Consider the following 23,849-nt stretch of genomic DNA (forward strand, 5'->3'; position numbering starts at 1 on the left):
CGGCACAGGAGGGTTCAGACGGTCCTGATCATGATGAGGCTCTCCAACCCCGCGAAATCATCGGGATTGCGCGTGACCAGGGTCAGGTCATTGGCGAGCGCTGTCGCGGCAATGAGCAGGTCAGCAAACCGGTGTCGGGGCTTGCGTCCTTGAGCCACGACCGCTGCCACCAAGTGTCCGCAGGCGCGTGCCTCGGACACGCCGAAGGGGAGCGGGTCGAAGGCCGCTTCGGCCATCTGCAGTTGCACCTGGCGTCGACTCAACTCCAGGGCGTCCCTCGCCTGAGTGGGTGCAGCGGACAACTCGGCCAGGGTGATCGCCGTGATGGCGAGTTCATCGGGCAGGAGCGAGGGGGTCCAGTAGTTCCAGGTCAACCAGGGCGGACGTGTCGAGCAGTCCACGAGTGCGTTCAGACACGATCAGGAGCGTCCGGGTCGATGAGGGCGTCCGCCTGGTTGATGGTCACGGACCGAGTGAGCACCCCGTGCTACAAGATGGACCAGATAGGCTGGGCAGGTGCTCCCGAACACCTCCCGCCCCGGTGACGGTCGACTGACCCACGAGCTCGACCCCCAGGACCAGGGGCCGCAGGATGCCTGCGGTGTCTTCGGCGTCTTCGCCCCGGGCGAGGACGTGTCCAAGCTGACCTTCTTCGGCATGTACGCCCTGCAGCACCGCGGGCAGGAGTCGGCCGGTGTGGCCGTCAGCAATGGCGAGCGCATCATGGTCTTCAAGGACATGGGTCTGGTCAGCCAGGTCTTCGACGAGGGAACCCTCAACTCGCTCAAGGGCCATCTGGCCATCGGGCACACCCGTTACTCGACCACCGGCGCCTCCACCTGGGAGAACGCCCAGCCGACCTTCCGTTCCGGCCCTCGCGGCGGGCTCGCACTGGCACACAACGGCAACCTGACCAACACCGACGAGCTCGAGGCCTGGCTGGCCCGGCGTCCCGGCAGCACGGAGGTGCCCCACAAGAAGTCGATGGACTCCACCAATGACACCTCCCTGGTCACCGCGATGCTCGCGACCGTCGACGCCCCGCTGGAGGAGGCCGCCCGCGAGGTGATGCCCCTGCTCAAGGGCGCTTTCTGCCTGGTGATGATGAACGAGCAGACGCTGGTGGCCGCTCGGGACCCGCAGGGCATCCGCCCGCTGGTGCTGGGACGCCTGGAGCAGGGCTGGGTGGTGGCGTCCGAGACGGCCGCCCTGGACATCGTGGGTGCCACCCTGGTGCGTGAGGTGGAGCCCGGGGAGATGGTGACCATCGACGCCGCCGGCCTGCGCGCCGAACGCTTCGCCGAGGCCAGGCCCAAGGGCTGCATCTTCGAGTACGTCTACCTGGCCCGTCCCGACACCGTCATCGCCGGACGCCGCATCCACAACGTCCGGGTCAAGGTCGGCAAGATCCTCGCCGACGAGTGCCCTGCCGAGGCCGACCTGGTCATCCCGGTCCCTGAATCGGGGACGCCTGCCGCGATCGGCTATGCCGCCCAGTCCGGCATCCCCTTCGGCATGGGCCTGGTCAAGAACTCCTATGTCGGGCGCACCTTCATCCAGCCGTCGGACACCATGCGCAAGATGGGCATCCGGCTCAAGCTGAACCCGCTGCGCGACGTGATCAAGGGCAAGCGGCTGGTCGTGGTCGATGACTCCATCGTCCGCGGCAACACCCAGCGCCAGCTGGTCAAGATGCTGCGCGAGGCCGGGGCTGCCGAGGTGCACGTGCGCATTTCCTCCCCGCCGGTGGAGTGGCCCTGCTTCTACGGCATCGACTTCGCCACCCGAGCCGAGCTGGTCGCTCCCGGGTTGAGCACCGAGGAGATCTGCCGGGCCATCGGCGCCGACAGCCTGGGCTACATCAGCCTCGACGGGCTGGTCCGCGCCACCCACGTCCCCAAGGACGACCTGTGCCGCGCTTGCTTCGACGGCGTTTACCCGGTGCAGGTGCCCACCGCCCAGGCCCGCGAACTCGGGCTCAGCGAGAACCAGGAGAAGTCATGACCGACGACCCGACCACCCAGGGAACCAGCGCCGGGAACACCTCCGCCTACGCACGCGCCGGGGTCGACATCGAGGCTGGCGATCGTGCCGTGGAGTTGATGAAGGCACACGTCCGCCGCACCCAACGCCCCGAGGTGCTGGGCGGTCTGGGTGGGTTCGCCGGGTTCTTCGACGCGTCGGCGTTCAAGAATTACCGCCACCCGGTGCTGGCGACCTCCACCGACGGGGTCGGAACGAAGGTCGCCATCGCCCAGGCCATGGACCGCCACGACACCATCGGCTTCGACCTCATCGGCATGCTCGTGGACGACCTGGTGGTCTCGGGCGCCGAGCCCCTGTTCGTCACCGACTACATCGCCTGCGGCAAGGTCGTGCCCGAGCGCATCGCCGACATCGTCAAGGGCATCGCGGCCGGCTGTGAGGCCGCCGGTGCTGCCCTGCTGGGTGGCGAGACCGCCGAGCACCCCGGCCTGCTGGAGGCCGATGAGTACGACATCGCCGGCGCCACCACCGGCGTCGTGGAGCGCGACGAGATCCTCGGAGCCCAGCTGGTCCAGTCCGGCGACGTGGTGCTGGCCGTCGAGAGTTCGGGCCTGCACTCCAATGGCTATTCCCTGGTCCGCCACGTCCTGCTGCAGCAGGCCGGCTGGGCCCTGGACCGCGACGTCCCCGAACTCGGCCGCACCCTGGGCGAGGAACTGCTCGAACCCACCCGCGTCTACGCCAAGGACATCCTGGCCATGATCCGCGCCACCCGCGAAGTGGCTGCTGGTCAGGCCGGCAAAGGGACGCACGCGATCAGCCACATCACCGGCGGCGGTTTCGCGAACAACCTGGCCCGCGTCATCCCCGCAGACCTCGGCGTCACCATCGAGCGCTCCAGCTGGGCCCCACCGGCGATCTTTCAGCTCGTCCAGCAGGTTGGCCAGCTCAGCCAGGCCGACATCGAGGCCACCCTCAACCAGGGCGTCGGGATGGCTGTGGTCCTGCCGGAGTCCGCAGTGGACGCCGCCCAGCGCTCGCTGGAGGCGTCCGGGCTGGAAAGCTGGGTGTGTGGACGAGTGCACGAACGCACCGGAGCAGCCGTGGACATGATCGGGGAACACGCCCACTGAGGCCAGGAACTGGATACCCGGCGGGGGTTCAGCGACCGCACAGGACAGCACACGGACGCGGTCGCTCGTCCCCCGTCCCAGATTGGTGTGCTGCCTTTGTCCAACCCGGCTCCGACCTAGTACCCTTGCTCTCACGACGTGACCAATTAATTCCGCGGATTCCGCGATGACTGAGCGAGGGGGTCGACCCATATGGGGCGCGGCCGGCAGAAGGCGAAGCAGACCAAGGTGGCACGCGATCTGAAGTATCGCACCATCGACACCGATTTTGCTTCCCTGGAGCGTGAGCTCCAGAGTCAATCAGCAAGCAGCCCGTCAAGGTTTGACGAGCCCGACTACGACGCTCTCGCAGAGCAGTACGGGGCCATCGACGATGACGATGACCTTGGCTATGAGGATGAGCGCCGCTCGTCCTGATGTCAGAGACTGATAGCCCGCTCGATCCGGTCCCTCCTGCGGACCCGCCTGCCGTTGACGTTCCCACCACCGGCGCGTGGTCCGCGGATCCGGTGCTGGACGGGTACGAATTGCTGTGCATCGACCTCCCCGACGCCGAACGTGCCGACGGGGAGCCCGAGGACGTCCCCATCACCGCCTCGCTGGTACGACGCAACGCCTCCCGGCACCGACGGGCGGTGATCTACGTGCATGGCTGGAGCGACTACTTTTTCCAGACCTGGATGGCGGACTTCTTCGACGCGCAGGGTTTTGACTTCTACGCCCTCGAACTGCGCCGCTACGGCCGCGGTCTTCGAAAGGGCTTGCTGGGTGGCTACATCACCGACCTCAGCGAGTACTTCGACGAGCTCGACCGGGCGCTGCAGCTGGTGTCCGAAGGCCATGATGCGGTGACGCTGATGGCCCATTCCACCGGCGGGCTGGTGGCGTCCCTGTGGGCGAATGAGCGACCCGGCGCGATCGACGGGCTCATCCTCAACTCCCCGTGGCTGGACTTCTCCGGCTCACCGGTGATGCGGGTGGCTACCGAGGCGCTGACCGTGCCGATGGCCACTCGCGCCGCCACGAGGACGCTGCCACTGCCCGAATCGGGGCACTACCTGCGCTCGATCCACTCCAGCCTCGACGGTGAGTGGGACTTCAACCTGGACCTGAAGCGCAACCCCAGCTTCACCATCAGGCCGGGTTGGATGGCGGCGATCCTGGCCGGACACAAGAAGGTGCGCCAGGGCTTGTCGATCGAGGCGCCGGTGCTGTCGATGATGAGCGCGAAGAGCTTTTTCGGACGCACGTGGGGCCCGGAGCACCAGATCTCCGACACGGTGCTGGATGTCGAGGTGCTGTCGAAGCGCTCGGTGATGCTGGGGCCCAATGTGACCGTGCTGCGGTTCACCGATGGACTGCACGACCTGATGCTGAGCAGCGAACCCGTGCGGCAGAAGGTGTTCGCATCCATCGAACGCTGGCTGTCCGCATGGACCGGGCAAGATGCCCCCAGCGATCTCGCCACGCAGCATGACGACGACACCCGAAAGGTTTGAGCCTTCGGCGTAACGTCTGACCACCGGTGGCGGTGAGTGGAAGACTGGAGACATGGCTGATTCCCAGAAGGGCGCTCCCCAGCGCGTCGTTGTTGTCGGTGGAGGCTTCGCAGGCCTGCACGCCACCATGGACCTCACCAAGGCCGGCTTCCAGGTCACCCTGGTCGACCGCCACCCCTACACGACCTTCCAGCCGCTGCTCTACCAAGTGGCCACCGGCGGCCTGAACCCCGGCGACATCACGTATGCGCTGCGCCGCTTCGCCGCTGCCCGCAAAAACCATCTGGGGACCTTCCGCCGCGCCAGCGTCACCGGGATCGACCGGGAGAACAAGCTGGTCCACACTGACCAGGGGGAGCCGATCCCCTACGACTACCTGGTGCTGTCGCTGGGCGTGGGCGCCAACTTCTTCGGCATCGAGGGCGCCGATCAGTACGCCCGCACCATCTACACCCGCGCCGCCGCGCTGGAGGTGCGCGACATCATCTTCTCCGGTCTGGAGCAACTCTCGTCCGACCGCGACCCCGACCGCCGGTTCACCGTTGCCGTCGTGGGTGGAGGAGCCACCGGCGTGGAGATGGCCGGCACCCTGGCCGAACTGAAGTCCGAAGCCCTGCCGGTGCTCTACCCGGAGCTGCGGACCGACAACTTCCGCGTCGTGCTGGTCGAGATGGCCGAGGCGCTGCTGATGCCCTTCGACCCGACCCTGCGTCACTACGCCCTCGATGAACTGCGCAAGCGCGGGGTGGACGTCCGGCTCGGGACGACCATCAAGAAGGTCGAGGCGGACCGCGTCGAGTTCGCCAACGGCAACAGTCTGGACGTCGACGTGGTCGTCTGGGCCGCTGGCGTTGGCGCCCATGCGGTCGTCAAGGACTGGGGGCTCCCGCAGGGTCGCGGCGGACGGATCCTGGTGGACCCGGACCTTCGCGTCCAGGGTACCGAGGACATCTTCGCCTGCGGTGACTGCGCCCTGATTGAGGAGAACGCCCTGCCGCAGTTGGCCCAGCCCGCCATTCAGCAGGGCGGACATGCCGCCAAGAACATCGTGCGGCTGTCCGAGGGAGAGCAGACCGAGCCCTTCCACTACCTCGACAAGGGCACCATGGCCACGATCGGCCGGAATGCCGCTGTCATGCAGCTCTCCTCGAAGGGGAGGATCCCTGAGCTCAAGGTGAAGGGCTACCCGGCCTGGCTGGCCTGGGTGGTCGTCCACCTGCGCTCGCTGCTGGGGGGACGCAACCAGGTGCAGGCCATGATCAACATGGGCTTCCGCTACCTGACCTGGCCGCGCTCGGCCACCGGCATCCTCGGCGACATCACCGAGTCACCCGCTCGGAAGGCGCTGCGCGAGAAGGCCTCGGAGCCGGCCGAACAGGGCTGAGACCGGCGTCGTCCTCGTCCGGGGCGCCGTCACCCCGTCCGCCTGCGGGGGGCGCCGCAGTAGGAGCGGCAGGGTGGGGTCACAGCACCTTGCGGAGCACCACGAACTCCAGGTCATCCCGCAGGGGCCTGCCGAAGCGTTCGTCGCCGTAGGGGAATGCCTCGCGCTCGCCGGTGGGGGAGTAGCCCCGCCGCGCGTACCAGGCGATCAGCTCCTCGCGCACCGAGATGACAGTCATGATCGTCGCCGCCTTCCCCATCCGGGACGCCCGGAGCTCGGACTCGGCGAGAATCTCGCGCCCGAGCCCGCTTCCCTGACGAGTGGGTGAGACCGTCACCATGCCGATGTAGAGGGCGTCCGGATGGCCGTGGGTGGCTCCGTCATCCAGCCGGACGCAGCCCACAAGCTCGCCCTCGTCTTCGACCAGTACCAGCGTTCCGGTCCTCAACTCCTCGGTCAGGGTGGCGGGGTCCGTGCGCTGGCCACCCAGCAGGTCCGCCTCGGTCGTCCACCCCGCCCGACTGGGGTCTCCGCGGTAGGCGGAGTTGACCAGGGAGCTCACGGCGTCCATGTCGGTCGGCCTGACTTCGCGGAAGGTGATCACCGCGCCATCGTAGGGCGTTGCATCTCGCGCGGAACCATTCGGGGCTCTTCGGACCTCCGGTGGGGATCACGTCTTGAGCCCGCCGGCGACGAGCAGCATGCGCAGTCGGTAGTTGTCGCGGTTGCGGTATCCGCGAGCGAGGCGGCGGTGGAGCTCGATGATGCCGTTGATGGCCTCGGTACCGCCGTTGTTGGACCGCTCGGTGGTGAAGTAGGCCAAGAACGCGTCTTTCCAGCGCCGTAGGGTCCGTCCGAGGCGGGCGATCTCGGGGACGGGGCAGGTGTGGAAGATGCTGAGGATGCGTTCGGCCATCGCGCGGCCGGCTGTGAGGTCGGCGCAGCGGTAGGCAGCGCGTAGGTCTTGGGCGCAGCGCCAGGCGAGGTAGACGGCCTGATGGGCTTCGTCGGCCTCGATCGCTGCCGCGAGGCGGGCGAGTTGGCGGTCGGTGAGGTTCTCCGCGCCGGCGCGCAGGATCTTCTGGATGCCATAGAGCGGGTCGCCCTTGCGGCCCCGGTGGCCCAGTGTCTCTTGCTGGACTCGGCGCCGGACCTCATCGACGGCCTGGGTGCCGAGCTTGACGACGTGGAAGGCGTCGAGCACCGCGGTGGCGTCGGCGAGCTCGTCGGCGATCGCGGTCTTGTAGCCGGCGAAGGGGTCCAGCGCCGCGACCTGCACCCCGGCGCGGAACGCCTCGCTGCGGTCACCGAGCCAGTCCGCGTAGGCCTTCTTCGACCGCCCAGGCACCAGATCCAGCAGCCGGGCACGGACCTTGCCCTGGTCGTCGCGGGTCAGGTCGACCATTCCGGTGAACTCCTTGGCGCCGCGCCGCCTGGGGTCGACGTGGTGCCAGATGTGCTCATCGACCCCGAGGCTGACCACCCCGTCGAAGCGGGATTCATCGGCGGCCAGCTCCACCAGACGAGGCTTGATCGCGCGCCACAGCGTCTTCCAGTCCACCCCCAGCTGCCGGGCCAGTCCCTGCACGGTGGCGTGCTCGCGACGCAGCTGAACGATCGCCCACCCCACTGCCCGACTCGTCAACGAGGCGCGGGGCGCGACGAGCGCGGGGACCTGCTCGACGAACGTGCCCCTCGAGCAGTCCGGGTCAGGGCAGCGCCACACACGTTGACGCCACAGGACCCGCACCGGCACGAGGCCCGGCACGTCGTGCAGCTCGCGCCGCCGGCGTCCGCGGCTGGGCGCCACCACCCCGCAGCCCGGGCACCCCATCAACTGCCACGGCGTGGAGACGGTGATGGTCAACAGGGCGGCGGTGCGCTCGACGGCCTCCACATGGAGCTCGGGGATGCCCAGGAGTGTGTCGCAGCGCGCGCAAGGATCAGTGGTGGGCGCATCGCTGCACCCCGTAGCGTTGGTCAACGTCGAGGTCCTCGGAACGAACGGTTGCTTGGTCGCTACCGATCATCGGGGACCTCGACCCCTACCCGGCCTCAGCTACAGCCGCGAGTCCCGCTCCCCACCACATGTCCGAAGAGCCCCATTCGGGGCGCGCAGAACTCCCCGCCAGACCGGCTCCGGGCGTCCCGGACAAAGAAAAAGCCCGCTCGCGGGGAGCGGGTGGTGGTGGCCAGGGCCGGGTTCGAACCGGCGACCTTTCACTTTTCAGGCGAACGCTGCTACCAACTGAGCTACCTGGCCATCTTCTGCAGTTGTAACACAAAAGCGGTGATGAGGACATCACCGCTTCCGCGACCCCGACGGGACTCGAACCCGCGACCTCCGCCGTGACAGGGCGGCGCGCTAACCGACTGCGCTACGGGGCCTTGTTGGGCCCTCAGGCTGTGTGCTGCTTCAGTGAGGCAGCTCGTAGAACTCTACTGGAAACTCTGCCACTTGTGAAATCGGCTACGAGCTGCCCCACCGATGGGGTTCTGGCTAGGTGGATCAGACCCCGGGCCCCCACTCCCCGCTGGCGGACCGGAACCCCAGCGGCGTCCACCCTGTGCTGCTCGTCGGGCTCGGTATGGGAATGCCCGCCGCAGCCATTGCCAGCACTGCTGGACTCCCGCCCGTGCTCCATGGACGGCATCGTGCCTGATGCCGTCGCCGATCGCTCTGACGCTCGACGCTGACCCGTGCTGTTGTTATCGTCTTGCCCACGAGGGGCTTGCCCACGAGCGGCTTGCCCAAAGAAGACAGGAGCCCTCATGTCAAAGAAGATGGTTGGAGCCCTTGTTCTTGGGCTGACCGTGTCGCGGCCGGGATGTTGAGTGGTGCAGGAAGCGCCGAGGCGGCCGGGTGTGATCTCGTCGCAAAGGTGCCCACCAGGGCGAGCGCGACGGTGGCCCATTCGGTGGGCGGGCGGGGTGGGTGTTCCAACTCTGTCTCGTCTGTGGCAGTCGCGATGTACCACAAGACGTGGCGGTGGGACGATCGGTTGGCCTCAGCAAGCCGGGCCAATGTGACGAATGTCACCCTGACGGTTGTTGGCAATCCCAAGGCGGGTTGGGACATCTACACGCGTACCGATTCCTCGACGGGTGCGGTCAAGATGTCGTCCAACCTGCGATGGACGTGAGTGACGGTATCCAGGCGCGGGCGGTCTCGTTTCGATACCGGGGCCGCCCCGCCCTCTCCGATGTCTCCTTCGACGTCGAGCCCGGGGTGACGGGTCTGCTGGGACCGAATGGGGCAGGCAAGTCCACCCTGATGAATCTGGTGGCCACCCTCCGGCGTCCAGCCACGGGCAAGTTGACGGTGGATGGCCTGGATGTGATGACAGACACAACCAAGATCCGGTCCCGCGTCGGCTGGCTGCCACAACGTTTCGACGTCCTTGGCTTCGCGACCGTGGAGCGCAATGTGGCCTATGCCGCCTGGGCCAAGGGGATCGACGGGGCAGCCCGCGACGATGCCGTCGAGAAGGCGCTGCGGGCTGTCGACCTGTGGGAGCGTCGAACCCATCGGGCACGCACCCTGTCTGGGGGAATGAGGCAGCGACTCGGCATCGCCTGCGCCGTCGTCCATGATCCGGCCGTCGTCGTCCTGGATGAGCCCACCGTGGGTCTCGACCCGGTTCAGCGGGTGGGCATACGGAGGCTGATTCAGGACCTCGGGCATCGAGCAACGGTGCTCGTCTCCACGCACATGCTCGAAGATCTGGCAGCCCTGACCTCGAAGGTGATCGTGTTGAACGAGGGACGTCTGGTGTATTCGGGCGGAATTGCCGATCTCGCTGATCGGGGGGTGCACAGACAGGACGGGTCCATCTCAGCCGTGGAAGCAGGATACGCGGCGCTGCTGTGCTCCGACCAGGATCTGGGTGACGAATGAGACGCATCATGGAACCGATGGGATCCCGGTTGTGGTGGTCCCTCGTGGTTGCGACGGCGGTGATCTCCGTGGCGGCCACCCGCGAACTGTGGGACTGGCGCCCGGTGGACCTGCGCAGAGTGGTGGTCACCCTGCGTGAGGGCGTGGGGCTGTGGGCGGCGGTCGCCGTTGTCGCAGGAGTCATCAACAGTTTCCCTCACAGAACCAACCACGTTGTGGTGGGGCGAATCCCTCCCCGTGGACAGTGGCACGTGGTGGTGCACCAGGTGGGGGCCAGCTTGTGGGCGATGGCCGCAGGATCGGCCCTGCCCCTATCGGCCGTGATGGTCCGCGCTGCGCGTCAGGACGTATCGCTTGCCCAGGCGGTGGCAGTCGTGGCCTGGATGAGCAGCGTGGTGATGATCACGGCGGTCGCTCATGCTGTCGCCATCCTTGTGGCTCCCCCGGGCAATCTGCTGGTGACGCCGGTTGTGGTGCTCATCCTCATCACTGGTCTGGTGACTCTCAATGAAACGGCGCTCGCGAACACGGGCCACTCAAGCCTCTTGGCTTCCCCGACCTGGGGGCTCCTCGCTCCGGTGGGCTACTGGGACTTCAACACCAGAACCGAAGCCTTGCGGATCGTGCTGTTCATGCTCACGGCCCTTGCGGTGAGCGCAGCTGTCGTGGAAATGAGGAGTGATGATCCGCCGCTCAAGCGAGCGGGCTGGACAGCCGGATATCTGATGGCGCCGACGGCGCTGGTGGTGACGGCAACACTGATGACACCTGTGCTGGTGGTGCCCAGGCCCGGTCCAGGGGCATGCCAGTCCAAGGCGGGCGTGATGGTTTGCGTGCACCCCTCGCAAGTGGCCGCCACAGAGACCATCCGACAGGGCGCCGCCAGAATCGTTGCGCAACTCCCTGCCCGGAACACCCCGATCATCGTGACCCAGACCCATGCTCACCCAACCGGCATCGACATCGGCTCCACTCTGCTGCTCGGTCGCGATGCTGAGCGAGACAGGATCAGTCTTGAGGTTGCGCAGGCGATGGCGGGATTGCGTTCCTGCCCCGTGATCGGGAGTGAGGAGGATGCGGACCATGTCGAGGCTGCGGACATGCTGTCCGCTGTCCTGCTTGCGCGAGCCGGAATGGAGCCCGGACGCCCCATCGAGGGAACGAATCTCGCGACCGTTGGTGACGCAGCCTTCCAGCGCTGGTGGACGCAGCACGAACGTCCCATCGAGGAGTGCTCGTTGGCCACTGCTGCGTTGCAGGAGTGAGGCGTGGAGGTGATCTGGGGCGGCTGGACGCGGTCATGGCTCCTGCTGAACACCGCGCTGATGCTGCTGCTGTGGGGATGCTGGTCGTTGAGCATTGACACCCATCTGGCGGCTCAGGAGTACCCGCGCACCATTCTCGCCTTCGAGGTGGTTCCGGTGCTGGCTCTCGGGGGCAGCATCATGGCGATGTCCCAACGCATGCCCTGGATTCTGCGAGGAGCTTCGCGTCCGCATGCGGTTGCACTGCTGATGCTCGGCACGATCCAGATTATCCCGGCCCTGTGCATGCCGGTGGTGGTGGTCGCCCTGCTCCGAGCGGGTCTGGGCGACCTTGGTGATCGGGAGGTGACCGCGTCGGTGGTCGAACTCTTCCCCTGGAGCTTCCCACTGTCACTGATTCCGACGCTGCTGCTGTGCGCCGCAGCGGGTCTGCTGGTCGAAGGAATCATGGGGCGGGGTGCTGGCGGTCTCGCTCCTGTGCTGGTGGAGGTGGGCATCATCGTGTGGCAGTCCCACGGTGGCGCCACGTGGTTGGCCGGCGCACCGGGAGGCGACGATCACCTTCCCTGGTGGAGCCCGCTGGTGGTATCGGCAATCTTGGCCCTGGCATTGGCGGTCTGGCTCCGGCAACGAGCGGGCGCGCGAGGACTGCTGGCCAGTCAATGACCGGCGGCGGCCGGGATCAGACCCCGGCCCCCACTCCCCGCTGGCGGATCGGCACCCCAGCGGCGTCCACTCTGTGCTGCTCGTCGGGCTCGGCATGGGAATGCCCGCCGCAGCCACTGCCGGCCGAGGAGCAGCCCCCGCAGCCCGAGGATGAGGAGCCACAGGCCTTCACGGTGACCGAGGGCGTCCCGTGGTGGCCCTCGACCTGGGTGGCGGTGACCTTGCCCTTGATCTGGAAACCCGAGTCGGTGATCATCTGCAGGTCCTGGGAGGCGATCTGGCCCTCGGAGGTGAGGTAGTCACCTAGGAAGATCGAATTGCAGACCTCGAGCACCATCGGCTGCAGGGAACGCAGGTGGTACTCACGGCCAGCCGCCGAACGGACCTCCTTGTTGGGGTGCACCAGACGCACCATCGACAGGATCCGCAGGCACTTCATCGGGGTGAGCTGCTTGTAGGACTCCAGCGGGGTCCCTTCGAAGGGGAGCAGGAAGTTGACCGGCACCGAGTCGACATCCAGCTCGCGCAGCGCGAAGACGACGTCGACCAGCTGCTCATCAGTCTCACCCATGCCGGCGATCAGGCCTGAGCACGGTGAGAGCCCCGCGTCCGAGGCGTGCTGCACGGTGTTCTGGCGGTCGGCAAAGGTATGCGTGGAGCAGATGTCCTCGTAGCGCTCCTCGGCGGTGTTGAGATTGTGGTTGTAGCGGTCGGAACCGGCCTCCTTGAGGCGGGCGGCCTTCTCGTCATCCAGGAAGCCCAGGCAGGTGCAGACGGTGACCTCCGGGTGGTCCTTCTTGATCTCCTCCACGATGCCGGCGACGTGCTCGACCTCACGGCGCGAGGGGCTGCGTCCGGAAGCCACCAGGCAGATGGTGGAGGCGCCCTGGGAGACGCCGGCCTTCACGGCGGCGGTGATTTCGTCCTTGGGAGCCCACGAATACTTCATGATCTCGGCGGAGGAGTCGATCGACTGCGAGCAGTAGTTGCAGTCCTCGGGGCACATGCCCGATTTGATGTTGACCAGGTGGTTCACCAGCACCTCGGTGCCGAAGTGGTGGCGGCGCACCTGCCCAGCAGCCGCGACGATCGCCAGGGTCATGGCATCGGGGGCCTGGAGGATCGCCAGGGCCTGCTCCCGGGTGATCGGCTGGCTGTCGAGGCCGGCCTGGGTCATGGCGGCCAGCTCCATCGGGCCGAGCTGCTGGGCGCCGCTGGGAGCGGCGGCCTGGGTGGAAGAGGGCGTGGTGGTCGTCATCAGATATCAGTCCTTGGTGTTGGTGGGTGAGACGGGCGACAGTGCGGAGGTCTGCGACCTGCGGGACGACATGAGAGCGTGGACGACCATGCCGAAGGCCAGCCATCCCAGCCCCAGCCAGCGGGTCATCGTGTCGGTGCGGGACAGGATGGCCAGCAGGCAGGCGGCGCCCAGGATGGGGCTGACCAGGTGGACCAGCCAGTTGCCGGTCCGTTCCCGCAGGAAACAGCTGTGGATGACCGCGACGTGCAGGATCACGTAGGAGGTCAGGGCGCCGAAGGTGACCAGGGAGGTCATCATCTCGGCGTGGCTGGCGAAACCAACGGCGACCGCCAGCGTGAGCAGGGCCACCGCGACGGTGGCGAAGTGAGGGACGCCGCGCCGCGTCGTCCGGGCCAGGAAACCTGGGAGCGCATGGTCGCGGGCCATCGCGAACACCAGTCGTGAACTGGACGCATGGGAGACGACCAGACAGGCGAAGATCGCCACCAGAGCGTTGGTCAGCGTGAACACCGGACGGAACCAGGCCGGGGCCACGAGGTCGACGGCGTCGTAGAAGGCGCGGGTGGTGCCGGTGCCCTGGGGGAAGCTGGTGGCGTGGGTGACGGTGGCCGCCAGCCAGCTCTGCACCGCGAACAGCACGGTGGCGGTCAGCAACAGGACGCCGGTGGCCCAGGCGACGGACTTGCCGCCGCCCCTGGCCTCCTCGTTCAGAGTCGACACCGCGTCGAAGCCGATGTAGCTGAAGCAGGCGATCGAGGCCGCCGAGAGCACCATCGGCCAGGACAGGTCGGCCCGCCACAGGGCGTCCATGGTCAGGTGAAGGTCGCCGGCGGCGACCGCGCGCAGGACGAACCAGGCGAACAGGCTGATCACGGCGAGTTGGACCAGCAGCAGCACCAGCCCGACGCGGGTGGTGATGGAGATGCCCATCAGGTTGAGCAGCATGGACGCGCCGATGAACAGGGCCGCCAGCACCACTACTGGCACTGCGGTGAACAGGTGACCCAGGCTGATCGCGGCGAGGATCGTCAGCAGCGAGGGCAGCAGGGTGTAGTCCAGCAGCATCAGCCAGCCGGCGGCCGCGCCCAGATGACGGTTGGTGGACAGTCGCACATAGCCGTAGACCGATCCGGCCACCGGGTAGCGCAGGGCCATCTCACGGTAGCTGAGCGCCGACAGGCCCATGACGAAGGCCGCGACGAGGTAGGCCAGCACGGGGAGGCCACCGGAGCGGTTGACGACGATGCCGAAGACGGCGACCGGTGCCATGGGGACGAAGAACAGCAGCCCGTAGACGAGCAGGGCACCGAAGTTCAGCTGGCGCTTCAGGGTCGGTTCATAGCCCAGGTTGAGGAGTTCCTGGTCGACGGCGGAGGCAGCGATCGGTGGTGGGGCGACAGGTCCTGGGGTGGGGGCGGCAGTGGTCATCGGTGACCACTGTCCAGCGGGTAGGAATCGGGGAAACGACGAGCGATGGCGCCGGCGGCCGCCGCCCGATTCTCACCGATTCCGGCGGGCAGGGCGGCCAGGACGGGGGCGATCAGGGCAAGGTCGACGGCATTGCAGCGCTCGGCCAGGCTGGGGGAGTCGGGCCAGGCGCCGATGACCAGCCCGGTGACCGTCTGGTCGTGGGCGCGGAGGGCATCGACGGTGAGCCGGGTGTGGTTGAGGGTTCCGAGTCCGGAGCGGGTCACCACCACGAACCGGGGCTGGTGGCCACGGTGTGCTAGGGCGCTGGCGAGTTCGAGCAGCCCGTGGCCGTGCTCGTCCAGCCCGACCATGAGCCCGCCCGCACCTTCGACGAGGACGCACGGATGCTGGGCGGTGAGCTCGACCAGTCGCCCGGCCACGGCGTCCATGGTGGGCAGGGGAAGACCCGCGCGGCGGGCGGCCGTGGTGGGGGCCAGCGGCTCGGGCAGGCGTGCCCATTCGACGAGCCGCTCCTGTGGGATGCCAGCGAGTTCGCCGACGACGGCCAGGTCGCCGGGTTCGTCGGGGCGCATGCCGGTCTGGGCGGGCTTGACCACGCAGGGCGAGTGGCCCTCGGCCTCGAGCCAGGCGGCGAGGGCTGCGGTGGTGATGGTCTTGCCGACGTCGGTGTCGGTGCCGGTGATGATCGTGATGCCCTGGCGCAGTTCGTCGAGGCTCATGCTGCCGCCCCCGTGCCGTTGGAGGCGTTGGTGAGGGCGTCGACGACGGCGGTCATCCCGGTGGCGATGGTCTGCAGTTCCTCGGTGGTGCAGATGTAGGGGTGCCTCGCGTAGACGAGGTTGCGGAAGGGCCGCAGCCACACCCCGTGGGCAATGGCGGTGTCGGTGGCCAGGGCCATGTCGAGCGGCACGGTGAGTTCGATGGCGGCGGTTCCACCCAGGACGCGCACGTCGGCCACGCCACTGTGCTGCCGTAGCGGCAGCAGACTGGCTGAGAGCACCGACTCCAGACGCGCGACGTTGTCAGCCCAGGTCGGCAGCAGCAGCTCGAGGCTGGCCGCTGAGATCGCGCAGGCCAGTGGGTTGGCCATGAAGGTCGGCCCATGCATGAGTGCGCCGCCGGGACCACGGCTGATCATGGCCGCGATGTCTTCGCTGGTGATGACCGCCGCCTGGGTGAGGTAACCGCCGGTGAGCGCCTTGCCAAGCACCAGTACGTCCGGAACGATGCCGGCGCGCTCGCAGGCGAACAGGGTGCCGGTGCGGCCCAGGCCAGTGGCGATCTCATCAGCGATGAGAAGCAGTGCGTACTCATCGGCCAGTTCGCGCAGGGTGCGCAGGCATTCGGGCGACCAGGGCCACATACCCCCCGCCCCCTGCAGGATCGGCTCGACCACGATGGCGACGAGCTCGTCACGGTGCTCATGAATCGCCGCTCGGGCAGCGGTGGACCACTCCTCACTGGCCCTCGCGTCGGCGTCCAGGTGGGGTGGGCGGGGTAGGAAGAGGTGCTCCTCAAGGGCGCCGGCGTACATCGAGTGCATGCCGCCTTCGGGGTCGCAGAGCCCCATCACGCCCCAGGTGTCGCCGTGATAGCTGCCACGCAGGGCCGCGAATCTGGTGCGACGACTTCCGCGAGAACCGGATGCGGCCGCGCGCGCAATCTGCCACTGGCGCGCGAGCTTGGTCGCCACCTCCATCGCCACGGAGCCGGAGTCGGCCAGGAAGACCCGGCTGAGTGGTTCTGGGGTGATCTCGACGAGCTTCTCGACCAGCGTGATCGCCGGGTCGTGGGTGAGCCCGCCGAACATGACGTGGCTGAAGCGGTCGACCTGGGCGTGGGCGGCGGCGTCCAGGTCGGGGTGGCGGTAGCCGTGCACCTGGCACCACCAGGACGCCATCGCGTCGACCACTTCAGTGGGCCCGGTGCCGCCGTCGAGCACGAGCCGGGTGCCGCGGGCGTCCAGGACGCGACGCAGGGGACCGGGGTGCGTGGTGCTGGCGTAGGGGTGCCAGACATGGCGCCGGTCAAGGCCCAGAACGTCGGTGGTCGTCCTCACACGGTGAGAGTATCAGGGGATTTGAACGGTGTTCAATCAGGGGTGAACGGTGGACTCGTCTCGCCGCCTCTGCTCCCTGTCCGCGCAGGGACTGCACGCCCGCGGAGGTCAGAGGCAGCTGTTCCGTGCGCGAGTAGTGGGCGGGAGGGGGCTGGCGAGCGGGGGCGATAGGTTTGACGCCATGGCACTGACGCGCGCCGAGGTGGTGGACGCCGCCCTGGGGATCCTGGATGAGTATGGGCTCGCCGACCTCAGCATGCGCCGGGTCGCGGCCAGGCTGGAGGTTCAGCCGGGGGCCCTGTACCACCACGTGGAGAACAAGCAGACCCTGCTGGCCGGGGTCGCCGACGAGATCCTCGGTCAGGTGAGCTGCCCCGCAGGGCCGTGGCGCGAAGCCATCCTCGGCTGGGCCCTCAACCTGCGCGCAGCACTGATGGCCCACCGCGACTCCGCTGAGTTGGTCGCCTCCTCACGCGCCTTCGGCCTGGTCACCGTGGACGTGCTGGAGCGCCCGATCCTCATGCTCGCCGCGGCAGGCATTCCGGAACCGACGGCGCGTCAGGCGGCGTCCACCCTGTGGCATTTCGTGCTCGGCCACGTCGCTGAGGAGCAGGCTCGCCGCTACCTGGTGCAGATGAACCTCGCCCTGTCCGGATCCTCGTCCGAGGACAGCGATGTCGAGCAACTGCGTGGGGGAGTGGGGCTGATCCTCTCCGGCGCGAGCGCCGCCCTGGCCTGACTGTCCAGAGGACAAGCAGCAGGCCCCGGTCGTGGTCGACCTGGGCCTGCGCTGATGGCATCCCCTACGGGATTCGAACCCGCGCTGCCGCCTTGAAAGGGCGGTGTCCTGGGCCGCTAGACGAAGGGGACCAGACTGCAGAAGCATAGTGGAGCGCGAGCGACCCGCCCAAACCGGCTGGACCGCTCGCGCCGCCTCGATGCTTCAGGAACAGGACCCGGACCGCGTCCTGGACAGGATCACAGGCCCACCGTGGTGACGTGCACGTGATCCTTGTGGTTGGCGGTGTCACCGCCGCGGTCGGCCATGGAGCGCCAGCCCTCCTTGTCTCGGGCGATGTTCCAGATCTTCTGGTCCCAGATCACGTATTGCACGCCCAGCGCGCGAGCATTGGCGCGCAGGTAGCTGGCGATCTCCCAGCCCAGTGCGTTCTGCGATGCAGAGCGGTAATTGGGGATCATGGCGTCCACTGCGTGGCCGCTGGGGTGGTCGGGCAGCGGGTCGGCGCGCACGCCGTAGAAGGTGGTCAGGCCCCACTTGGACGCGATCACGTTGACGATGTTGCGGGCGTTCGGCTCCAGCCCGGCCAGGCCGCTGGATCCTCGCAGGTTGAGCCCGTCCCCGCCGACGGGAGGGCTGGGGTTCAGCGGGGCCGGCTTGGTGCTGGACAGGTACTGGGCCGAGACCCAGCGGGTGGCGCCGTCCACCACGACCGCGGCGAAGCCATTGGTGACGGTGCCGGTGACCTGGGTCTCCCCGCCCTGGGGAAGGGAGCCGACGATGCTGTAACTGGTGCCCGGGCCCGAACGGACGTTGACGTCGGTGGTGGCGTAACGGGTGCCGATGGTGCTGGGGACCGTCGGGACACTCGGGGAAGAGTTGCTCAGGGCCTCCACCCAGTAGGAGGTGACCCAGACGCGGGCGTTCTGCCAGACGACCTCGGTGAGGCTGGTGGACTTGCGCCCGGTGGTGGGCAGCACGGTGCCGCCGGGGATGTCAGCCGCACCGGTGTCGTCGCCGGCCGCAGTGCGGACGGCCAGTGCGGTCTTGGCGCGGACCGAACCGACGATGAGGGTGGTGTTGCCCTCGGAGTCGGGCTTCGCGCTGGACAGGTAGGAGGTGGCGACCCAGGCGAGACCGTCGCCGTAGGTGATCTGGCTGAACTGTCCTGACACCAGGCCGGTGAGGGTCACGGGGGCGCCCTTCTGCAGCAGCCCGATGGGGGTGTTGTTGATGCTGGCGAAGGGGCGCACGTTGAGCACGGCCGTGGTCCAGGCCTGTCCGGTGGTGCCCTTGTCGTTGGTGGCGGGGGAGACGGCGGTCAGCTTGGCGCCCAGCAGGTAGGCGGACGCGATGTAGCGGGTCTGCCCGCCATAGGACACCGGCACCCAGCCATTGGTGATGGGAGCGACCTGGGTCAGCTTCTGGCCGGTGTAGAGGACACCCACGACATTGCCCCGCAATGAGGGTGAGGTGCGGATGTTGACTGCTGTGGTGGCGGTCACAGCACCGAAGTCAGCGATCGCCATCGGGCTGAGGGCGATGCCTGCGATGGCGACCGAGCCGGTCACGACCATCGTCGCTCCGCCCGTCGTCAGGAAACGCTTGCTGATGTTCACGTGGGCCCCCAAATCCAGCGCACTTCCCTGCGCCGACGACTGTGTTCTGCCATGCACTTTCTGCCATGGACGCCGACAGTCCCGACCCCGATGTCTTCCCCGGGGCGAACCCCACATCGATTCGGGTCGGGCCTGAGCGGTCACGTGGAATCTAAGTCGCGCGACCGGGGGGCCTCAAGCAGGAACCTCCGACAATTCCTGAGGCATTGCTGACACATTCTTGGAATGACATTCCTGTGATTCCATTGATGTAAGTTTCGGCCGGAGCGGGGTTTGGCTAGGGGTGATGTCCTTTGCCCGGGGGAGCGGGTTCAGTGAAACCGGTCCAATGATGGACTCTAAGCAAAATCACCGAAGAATCTTGGACAAGCCTGAACCCTTGAGTGAGGGTTCACCCTTTCACGGCCCCGATTCAGCTGACCAGGGTCGCTGAACGAGAGTCAGCCTGCACGAGAATGGCGCGTCCGAGGATGTGAGAGGGTGCCAGACCTGCTTGCAGGTCGCCGCGAGTGACCATCGTCGCGCCCGTGATCTCGGCCAGGCGCTCGAGGGTCGACCCGTCGGCCAGCAGGGGGACGCTGCGCAGGACGCTGCGCCGGGAGTTGATGGCGAGCGTGTCGAGGAGCTGCGCATCGAAGAGCGGTGTGCAGATCACCAGCGGCGCCATCTGCGACAACGCCTCCTCCAGCACGGGAAGCAATTCGGCGACCGTGGCTCCCGGATCACTGCAGACCAGTACCAGGGGACGGCGAAGCAGGGCGATCTCGGGATTGGAATGGGTGGCCAGGCGTCGGTCGGCCAGACGGGCCAGCAGGTCGTGGCGAGGCCCCCGGGTGATGTCCCCCTCCCGCTCGGCCCGCTCGCTCTGGCTCAGCGGGGAGAGCTCGACGGCCTCGTGGGCGTCCACGATGAGAACGGGCGGCTCATCGTCGGGGTGCATGGCGGACTGCTGGTGAACTGCCGGGGTGCCTGGCGGCGAACCCGGGAGTTCGCTGCCGACGCGGCGGGCGCTACGCCCGTCGAGCAGGGTCGCGACGGCCAGCAACACCAGACCGACCCCGAGGATGATGGCGACGCCGAGGACGGTGGAGTTCACTCGTCCGCCCCTCAGGCCAGGCGGGTGACAGCGTTCATGCCCTCACGGAGTCGCATCGCAGGGGCCCATCGGCCGGCCGAGAGGTTGGCATAGACCCACAGGCTGCCATCCGAGCGCACCGCAAGCAGATCCCGACGGCCATCGCGGGTGATGTCTCCCGGTGAGGTGGCAAGTCGCATGCCCAGCCAGCCGTGGCCGACCTTCGCAGTCGAGTTCACCTGCCCGTTGGTCGCGAAGGTGTAGCGGCGCAGCTCGCCGGTGGTGGTGATGGCCAGCAGGTCAGGTTTGCCGTCGCCGGAGAAGTCACCCACCGTGGTGGTCTGCAGGATCGAGTTCCAGCCGTGGCCGATACGCGTCTTGCCACCCAGGGTCCCGGAGCGGGAGAAGGAATACCGGTACAGCAGCCCGTCGCTGCTTCGCGCGAGGAGTTCAGGGAGCCGGTCGCCGGTGATGTCCTCCATGACAGTCAGCAGGGACAGCCCATTCCACCCCGAGCTGACTCGGACACCGGAGGAGAACGTGCCGGCTCCCTTGCCCCAGTAGAGGTTCATGGTGCCGTCGGTGCGGCGTCCGATGAGTTCGCTGATCCGGTCGCCGTTCAGGTCGGGCACCACCGAGATCCAGCTGAAGCCGTTCCAGCCGCTGCCGATCACATAGGGGGAGGATGCGCGGGAACCCCGCACCGAGTACTGCAGCAGGCGTCCTGAGCTGTCGGAGGCGAGGAGGTCGGCCTGGCCATTGCCATCCTGGTCCCCCAGGGTGGTGGGTGCCGGAGTGTTGGCGGGCAGCGCGAGCTTTGGGCGTCCGGCATCGGGCTGGACAGAGATGTCCAGGTACTTCCAGTGCTCGACCGACCCGGGCTCGGGGCGGGAGCTGGCGGCCCCGAGCTGGCTGTAGGAGTAGCCGGTGAAGTCGCCGCCCACGTTCGGGGTGGCAGTCCAGTAGGACCAGTAGCCCCTGAACCGGTTCGGGGTGGCCGGGTAGCCCTTGATCTGCTCGAGGAATCCGTCGTCGACCGTGGTGGCGAATCCGGCGCTGGCGAGGGCATCGAAGCCCGTGCGGAAACTGGTGGCGCAGGCCTGCTCGGTGCGGGTGCTGGTGAACTCGGCCACCACCCAGACATTGCCGCCGCGCAGGCAGGACTCGCGCGTGGTGGACGCCTGGGCCGGCGCGCTACCGAGCAGGCCCCCGGAGGCGGCCGTGGCGAAGGCCAACAGACCGACGCGCAGGGCCCGGCCGAGGCGGCGCACAGTGTGGACACGAGTGGGACGGGCACTGCTCACGGTGGCTCCTGAAAGGGTGGTGTCCGGACGTACCCCCAGCGGGGCTCGAACCCGCGACCCAAGGATTAAAAGTCCCTTGCTCTACCACTGAGCTATGGGGGCGGATAGATTCTAGCGGTAGCCGTCGGGGTCGTGGGGCCGCGGTCTAGGCTGGGGCCGTGCGTACACCACGGGACATTGAATGCTGGCTGACCGACATGGACGGTGTGCTCGTCCACGAGAGCACCGCCCTGCCGGGGGCGACCGACCTGCTGAACCGGTGGGTGGATACCTCACGGCGCTTCCTGGTGCTGACCAACAACTCGATCTTTACCCCGCGTGACCTCGCGGCGCGACTGGACGCCTCCGGTCTGATCGTGCCGGAGGAGAACCTGTGGACCTCGGCGCTGGCGACCGCCGACTTCCTGTCCAACCAGCACCCCGGTGCCCGGCTGTACGTGATCGGCGAGGCCGGGCTGACCACCGCGCTGCACTCGGCGGGCTTCATCATGACCGATCGCGACCCCGACTATGTGGTGTTGGGTGAGACGCGTACCTACTCCTTCGAGGCGATCACCGCAGCCATCCGGCACATCGATCGGGGCGCGAAGTTCATCGCCACCAACCCGGACGCCACCGGCCCGAGCGCCGAGGGCCTCCTGCCTGCCACTGGTGCGGTTGCTGCCCTGATCACCGCCGCCACCAAGCGCCAGCCCTATGTGGTGGGAAAGCCGAACCCGATGATGTTCCGCTCCGCGCTGAACAAGATCGAGGCCCACTCGGAGACGACCGCCATGATCGGCGACCGGATGAACACCGACATCATCGCGGGCATGGAGGCAGGACTGTTCACAATCCTGGTGCTGACCGGCATCACCAGCCGCGAGGACCTGGACCGTTACCCCTACCGGCCCTCGCTCGTGCTGGACTCGGTCGCCGACCTGGTGGACATGATCTGACGCCGACGTGCGTCCGGCTCTGCCGGCGCCCTCAGGCCTGCGTCAACCAGGGGGCCGGCACGGTGACCGGTGGGTCGTGCTTCTCCCAGCTGCGCCACCAGTCCTGCGCGCCCTCGGGCAACTGCTTGGGGTCGAGCCAGGAGATGTCCTCGCGGATCTGCAACTTCACCCTCGCCAGCTCGCGCAGCAGCGGCTCGGGGGGATCGCCGAGCAGGACCTTGTCCTCCAGGTCCAGGGCGCGCAGCCGGTTGCCGATGATCCGTCGGTGGAGCGCGACGGTGGACTCGTGCAGGTTCAGATGCTGCTCGGCCGCCCGCAGCCAGCCGTAGTCACGGTTGATGTGCATCAGCCCTATCACCACGGTGGTGGCGTCGTGGACGAACAGCTCCGGCTCGATCACGGTGGCCCCAGCCACCTGGGCGTAGGCGATCTCGTCGCGCTCGGTCTCCTCGCTCAGGATCTGGGTGCTGCGCAGCATCACGTTGAGCATCGACTTGGACTCGAAGGAGTCCGCCGGGGGTGCCTCGGTGGCCGAGGAGGCCACCACCCAGCAGCGGTCGACGCCGAGGTGGCCGATCGCCATCTCGGCCGGGGTCGCCTCGCGCACCCCGCCGTCGACGTACCACTCCTCACCGATCTTGACCGGGGGGAAGACCGCCGGGATCGAGCAGCTGGCCAACAACCCCAGGGAAAGATCCTGGCGGGGGATGTGGGGAAGGGGCCTGTTCTCCCGGTCCACCATCTCGCCGGTCTCGGTCATGAAGCGCAGCTCACCCGATTCCAGCGCCACCATCGCCACCCGCACCGTGACCCCGGACTCCGCGACAGCTTCGGAGCGGAAGAACTCCTCGTCGAGCAGTGTGGTCAGCACCGGGCCGGGGTGGTACATCGACCGGGACGCGTCGGCGCCGCGTAGGATCATCGACACGTCATCGCCGGTGGCACGCAACCGCGGCAACATGTTCATCAGGCCGAGCGCCAGCGTGGGGCTGAAACTGCGGGCCGGGGCGACCGGGTTGGACAGGGCGATCGCGAGCGTGCGCGCCTGCCCGGACAGTTCCTCTGGTTCGACCGCGCGGGCGTCCTCATCGGTCGCGATCTCGTCGGCTGCCTCCGTCGGGGAGCGGAACAGGCTGATGCGGGGCAGCGAGCGCTTCGGCTCGGGACGCTCGGACTCGGTCTGCAACAGCTCCAACCACTTGCTGCTGCGTTCCTGCAGGCGGAGGAACCAGGGCCTTGGCATGAACATCTGGTCAGAATTCGTCAGCGACATCCACACGTTCTCCAGCGCCCTCAGCGCCCCGGACTGCTCCTCGGGGTCGGAGAACTGTGCCAGGAAGGCGGTCAGGATGCTGCCTGCGGACGTGCCGACGAGGGTGGTTGGCGCGATACCGGCGTGGTCGTAGAGGTAGCGCAGCGCCCCGATCTGGAAGGAGGCGCGGGCCCCGCCGCCGGAGAGCACCAGGCCCTGGGTGGGTTTGCGGGAGTTCTCGAACCACGACCGGTTCCGCGGCGAGCGTGGTGCGATTCCTGACCAGGGGAGGCGTGCCATTCCCCCAGACTATGCTGCCGCAGCGGTCATGGGGCGGTGC

At 67.8% G+C, this 23,849-nt stretch carries 21 protein-coding genes and 4 tRNA genes; 10 read left to right on the forward strand and 15 right to left on the reverse strand.

The features are described from left to right. Positions 1-14 precede the first annotated feature (14 nt). Positions 15-401, reverse strand: coding sequence for a type II toxin-antitoxin system VapC family toxin (locus tag M3G03_RS04055; protein WP_259808297.1), 387 nt, complete (start codon positions 399-401; stop codon positions 15-17). A 115-nt stretch (positions 402-516) separates the two neighbouring features. On the opposite strand from M3G03_RS04055, the gene purF reads away from it, so the two are divergent. From purF to M3G03_RS04080, 5 genes are all read left to right on the forward strand, one after another. After that, entirely contained in the window at positions 517-2,004 is a 1,488-nt protein-coding gene (gene purF, locus M3G03_RS04060; protein ID WP_259808298.1) for an amidophosphoribosyltransferase, read from the forward strand. Then, complete coding sequence (gene purM / locus M3G03_RS04065; RefSeq protein WP_259808299.1) at positions 2,001-3,119, forward strand: phosphoribosylformylglycinamidine cyclo-ligase; 1,119 nt, start codon at positions 2,001-2,003, stop codon at positions 3,117-3,119. The genes purF and purM overlap by 4 nt, the downstream gene beginning before the upstream one ends. Positions 3,120-3,347: 228 nt before the next feature. Further along, positions 3,348-3,536 carry a DUF3073 family protein gene (locus M3G03_RS04070; protein WP_396121871.1) on the forward strand — a complete coding sequence of 63 codons (189 nt, stop codon included), beginning with the start codon at positions 3,348-3,350 and terminating at the stop codon, positions 3,534-3,536. Further along, positions 3,536-4,618, forward strand: coding sequence for an alpha/beta hydrolase (locus tag M3G03_RS04075; RefSeq protein ID WP_259808303.1), 1,083 nt, complete (start codon positions 3,536-3,538; stop codon positions 4,616-4,618). Before M3G03_RS04070 ends, M3G03_RS04075 begins: the two co-directional genes overlap by 1 nt. Before the next feature lie 52 nt (positions 4,619-4,670). Beyond that, a complete protein-coding gene (locus M3G03_RS04080; RefSeq protein WP_311197469.1) occupies positions 4,671-6,002 on the forward strand; it encodes an NAD(P)/FAD-dependent oxidoreductase in 1,332 nt (443 codons plus the stop codon). A 79-nt stretch (positions 6,003-6,081) separates the two neighbouring features. Here M3G03_RS04080 and M3G03_RS04085 read toward each other — a convergent pair whose 3' ends face one another. The 4 genes from M3G03_RS04085 to M3G03_RS04100 all read right to left on the reverse strand — a co-directional run bounded on the left by M3G03_RS04085 (position 6,082) and on the right by M3G03_RS04100 (position 8,390). Next, on the reverse strand, positions 6,082-6,606 hold the full coding sequence (locus M3G03_RS04085) for a GNAT family N-acetyltransferase (protein WP_259808304.1): 525 nt from the start codon (positions 6,604-6,606) through the stop codon (positions 6,082-6,084). Positions 6,607-6,672: 66 nt separating this feature from the next. Beyond that, positions 6,673-7,986 carry an ISL3 family transposase gene (locus M3G03_RS04090; protein WP_259808305.1) on the reverse strand — a complete coding sequence of 438 codons (1,314 nt, stop codon included), beginning with the start codon at positions 7,984-7,986 and terminating at the stop codon, positions 6,673-6,675. Positions 7,987-8,188: 202 nt separating this feature from the next. Continuing rightward, positions 8,189-8,265: transfer RNA gene (locus M3G03_RS04095), tRNA-Phe, on the reverse strand. 51 nt (positions 8,266-8,316) lie between these two features. Then, a tRNA-Asp gene (locus M3G03_RS04100) sits at positions 8,317-8,390 on the reverse strand. Between the two features lie 751 nt (positions 8,391-9,141). On the opposite strand from M3G03_RS04100, the gene M3G03_RS04105 reads away from it, so the two are divergent. The 3 genes from M3G03_RS04105 to M3G03_RS04115 are packed head-to-tail and all read left to right on the forward strand — an operon-like array spanning position 9,142 to position 11,831. After that, complete coding sequence (locus M3G03_RS04105) at positions 9,142-9,900, forward strand: ABC transporter ATP-binding protein (protein WP_259808306.1); 759 nt, start codon at positions 9,142-9,144, stop codon at positions 9,898-9,900. Beyond that, entirely contained in the window at positions 9,897-11,165 is a 1,269-nt protein-coding gene (locus M3G03_RS04110; protein WP_259808307.1) for a hypothetical protein, read from the forward strand. Before M3G03_RS04105 ends, M3G03_RS04110 begins: the two co-directional genes overlap by 4 nt. Positions 11,166-11,168: 3 nt before the next feature. After that, positions 11,169-11,831, forward strand: coding sequence for a hypothetical protein (locus M3G03_RS04115; RefSeq protein ID WP_259808308.1), 663 nt, complete (start codon positions 11,169-11,171; stop codon positions 11,829-11,831). A 16-nt stretch (positions 11,832-11,847) separates the two neighbouring features. Here the strand turns inward: M3G03_RS04115 and bioB are convergent, their stop codons facing one another. From bioB to bioA, 4 genes are all read right to left on the reverse strand, one after another. Beyond that, positions 11,848-13,023, reverse strand: a complete 1,176-nt coding sequence (gene bioB / locus M3G03_RS04120; protein WP_396121883.1) for a biotin synthase BioB — start codon at positions 13,021-13,023, stop codon at positions 11,848-11,850. Positions 13,024-13,095: 72 nt separating this feature from the next. Beyond that, positions 13,096-14,520, reverse strand: coding sequence for an APC family permease (locus tag M3G03_RS04125; protein ID WP_259808309.1), 1,425 nt, complete (start codon positions 14,518-14,520; stop codon positions 13,096-13,098). Further along, complete coding sequence (bioD, locus tag M3G03_RS04130; protein WP_259808311.1) at positions 14,517-15,242, reverse strand: dethiobiotin synthase; 726 nt, start codon at positions 15,240-15,242, stop codon at positions 14,517-14,519. The genes M3G03_RS04125 and bioD overlap by 4 nt, the downstream gene beginning before the upstream one ends. Further along, the gene (bioA, locus tag M3G03_RS04135; RefSeq protein WP_396121884.1) at positions 15,239-16,561 is read right to left on the reverse strand and encodes an adenosylmethionine--8-amino-7-oxononanoate transaminase; all 1,323 of its coding nucleotides are present in this window, start codon (positions 16,559-16,561) and stop codon (positions 15,239-15,241) included. The genes bioD and bioA overlap by 4 nt, the downstream gene beginning before the upstream one ends. Before the next feature lie 202 nt (positions 16,562-16,763). Between bioA and M3G03_RS04140 the strand changes: the two genes are divergently transcribed. After that, positions 16,764-17,321, forward strand: a complete 558-nt coding sequence (locus M3G03_RS04140) for a TetR/AcrR family transcriptional regulator C-terminal domain-containing protein (protein WP_259808314.1) — start codon at positions 16,764-16,766, stop codon at positions 17,319-17,321. Positions 17,322-17,376: 55 nt separating this feature from the next. Here M3G03_RS04140 and M3G03_RS04145 read toward each other — a convergent pair. From M3G03_RS04145 to M3G03_RS04165, 5 genes are all read right to left on the reverse strand, one after another. Then, positions 17,377-17,452, reverse strand: a tRNA-Glu gene (locus M3G03_RS04145). A 108-nt stretch (positions 17,453-17,560) separates the two neighbouring features. Next, a complete protein-coding gene (locus M3G03_RS04150) occupies positions 17,561-18,940 on the reverse strand; it encodes an SH3 domain-containing protein (RefSeq protein ID WP_259808316.1) in 1,380 nt (459 codons plus the stop codon). A 412-nt stretch (positions 18,941-19,352) separates the two neighbouring features. Next, positions 19,353-20,036, reverse strand: coding sequence for a hypothetical protein (locus tag M3G03_RS04155; RefSeq protein WP_259808318.1), 684 nt, complete (start codon positions 20,034-20,036; stop codon positions 19,353-19,355). An 11-nt stretch (positions 20,037-20,047) separates the two neighbouring features. Next, complete coding sequence (locus M3G03_RS04160; protein WP_259808320.1) at positions 20,048-21,319, reverse strand: VCBS repeat-containing protein; 1,272 nt, start codon at positions 21,317-21,319, stop codon at positions 20,048-20,050. 30 nt (positions 21,320-21,349) lie between these two features. Continuing rightward, positions 21,350-21,421 (reverse strand) — tRNA-Lys (locus tag M3G03_RS04165). A 95-nt stretch (positions 21,422-21,516) separates the two neighbouring features. Here M3G03_RS04165 and M3G03_RS04170 point away from each other — a divergent pair. Continuing rightward, complete coding sequence (locus M3G03_RS04170; protein ID WP_259808597.1) at positions 21,517-22,257, forward strand: HAD-IIA family hydrolase; 741 nt, start codon at positions 21,517-21,519, stop codon at positions 22,255-22,257. 31 nt (positions 22,258-22,288) lie between these two features. Here M3G03_RS04170 and M3G03_RS04175 read toward each other — a convergent pair whose 3' ends face one another. Beyond that, positions 22,289-23,809: a patatin-like phospholipase family protein gene (locus tag M3G03_RS04175; RefSeq protein ID WP_259808323.1), complete on the reverse strand. Its 1,521-nt coding sequence runs from the start codon at positions 23,807-23,809 to the stop codon at positions 22,289-22,291. Positions 23,810-23,849: the final 40 nt, after the last annotated feature.

Origin of the sequence: Aestuariimicrobium sp. p3-SID1156 (assembly GCF_025144225.1) — a bacterium.
Classification (GTDB): Bacteria; Actinomycetota; Actinomycetes; order Propionibacteriales; family Propionibacteriaceae; genus Aestuariimicrobium.

Excerpts from the sequence above, each read along its gene's own strand:
- purM (WP_259808299.1), top strand. The coding sequence starts at position 2,001 with ATGACCGACGACCCGACCACCCAGGGAACCAGCGCCGGGAACACCTCC.
- M3G03_RS04075 (WP_259808303.1), top strand. The coding sequence starts at position 3,536 with ATGTCAGAGACTGATAGCCCGCTCGATCCGGTCCCTCCTGCGGACCCG.
- M3G03_RS04080 (WP_311197469.1), top strand. The coding sequence starts at position 4,671 with ATGGCTGATTCCCAGAAGGGCGCTCCCCAGCGCGTCGTTGTTGTCGGT.
- M3G03_RS04110 (WP_259808307.1), top strand. The coding sequence starts at position 9,897 with ATGAGACGCATCATGGAACCGATGGGATCCCGGTTGTGGTGGTCCCTC.
- bioB (WP_396121883.1), bottom strand. The coding sequence starts at position 13,023 with ATGGAGCTGGCCGCCATGACCCAGGCCGGCCTCGACAGCCAGCCGATC.
- M3G03_RS04125 (WP_259808309.1), bottom strand. The coding sequence starts at position 14,520 with ATGACCACTGCCGCCCCCACCCCAGGACCTGTCGCCCCACCACCGATC.
- bioD (WP_259808311.1), bottom strand. The coding sequence starts at position 15,242 with ATGAGCCTCGACGAACTGCGCCAGGGCATCACGATCATCACCGGCACC.
- M3G03_RS04140 (WP_259808314.1), top strand. The coding sequence starts at position 16,764 with ATGGCACTGACGCGCGCCGAGGTGGTGGACGCCGCCCTGGGGATCCTG.
- M3G03_RS04170 (WP_259808597.1), top strand. The coding sequence starts at position 21,517 with ATGGACGGTGTGCTCGTCCACGAGAGCACCGCCCTGCCGGGGGCGACC.
- M3G03_RS04175 (WP_259808323.1), bottom strand. The coding sequence starts at position 23,809 with ATGGCACGCCTCCCCTGGTCAGGAATCGCACCACGCTCGCCGCGGAAC.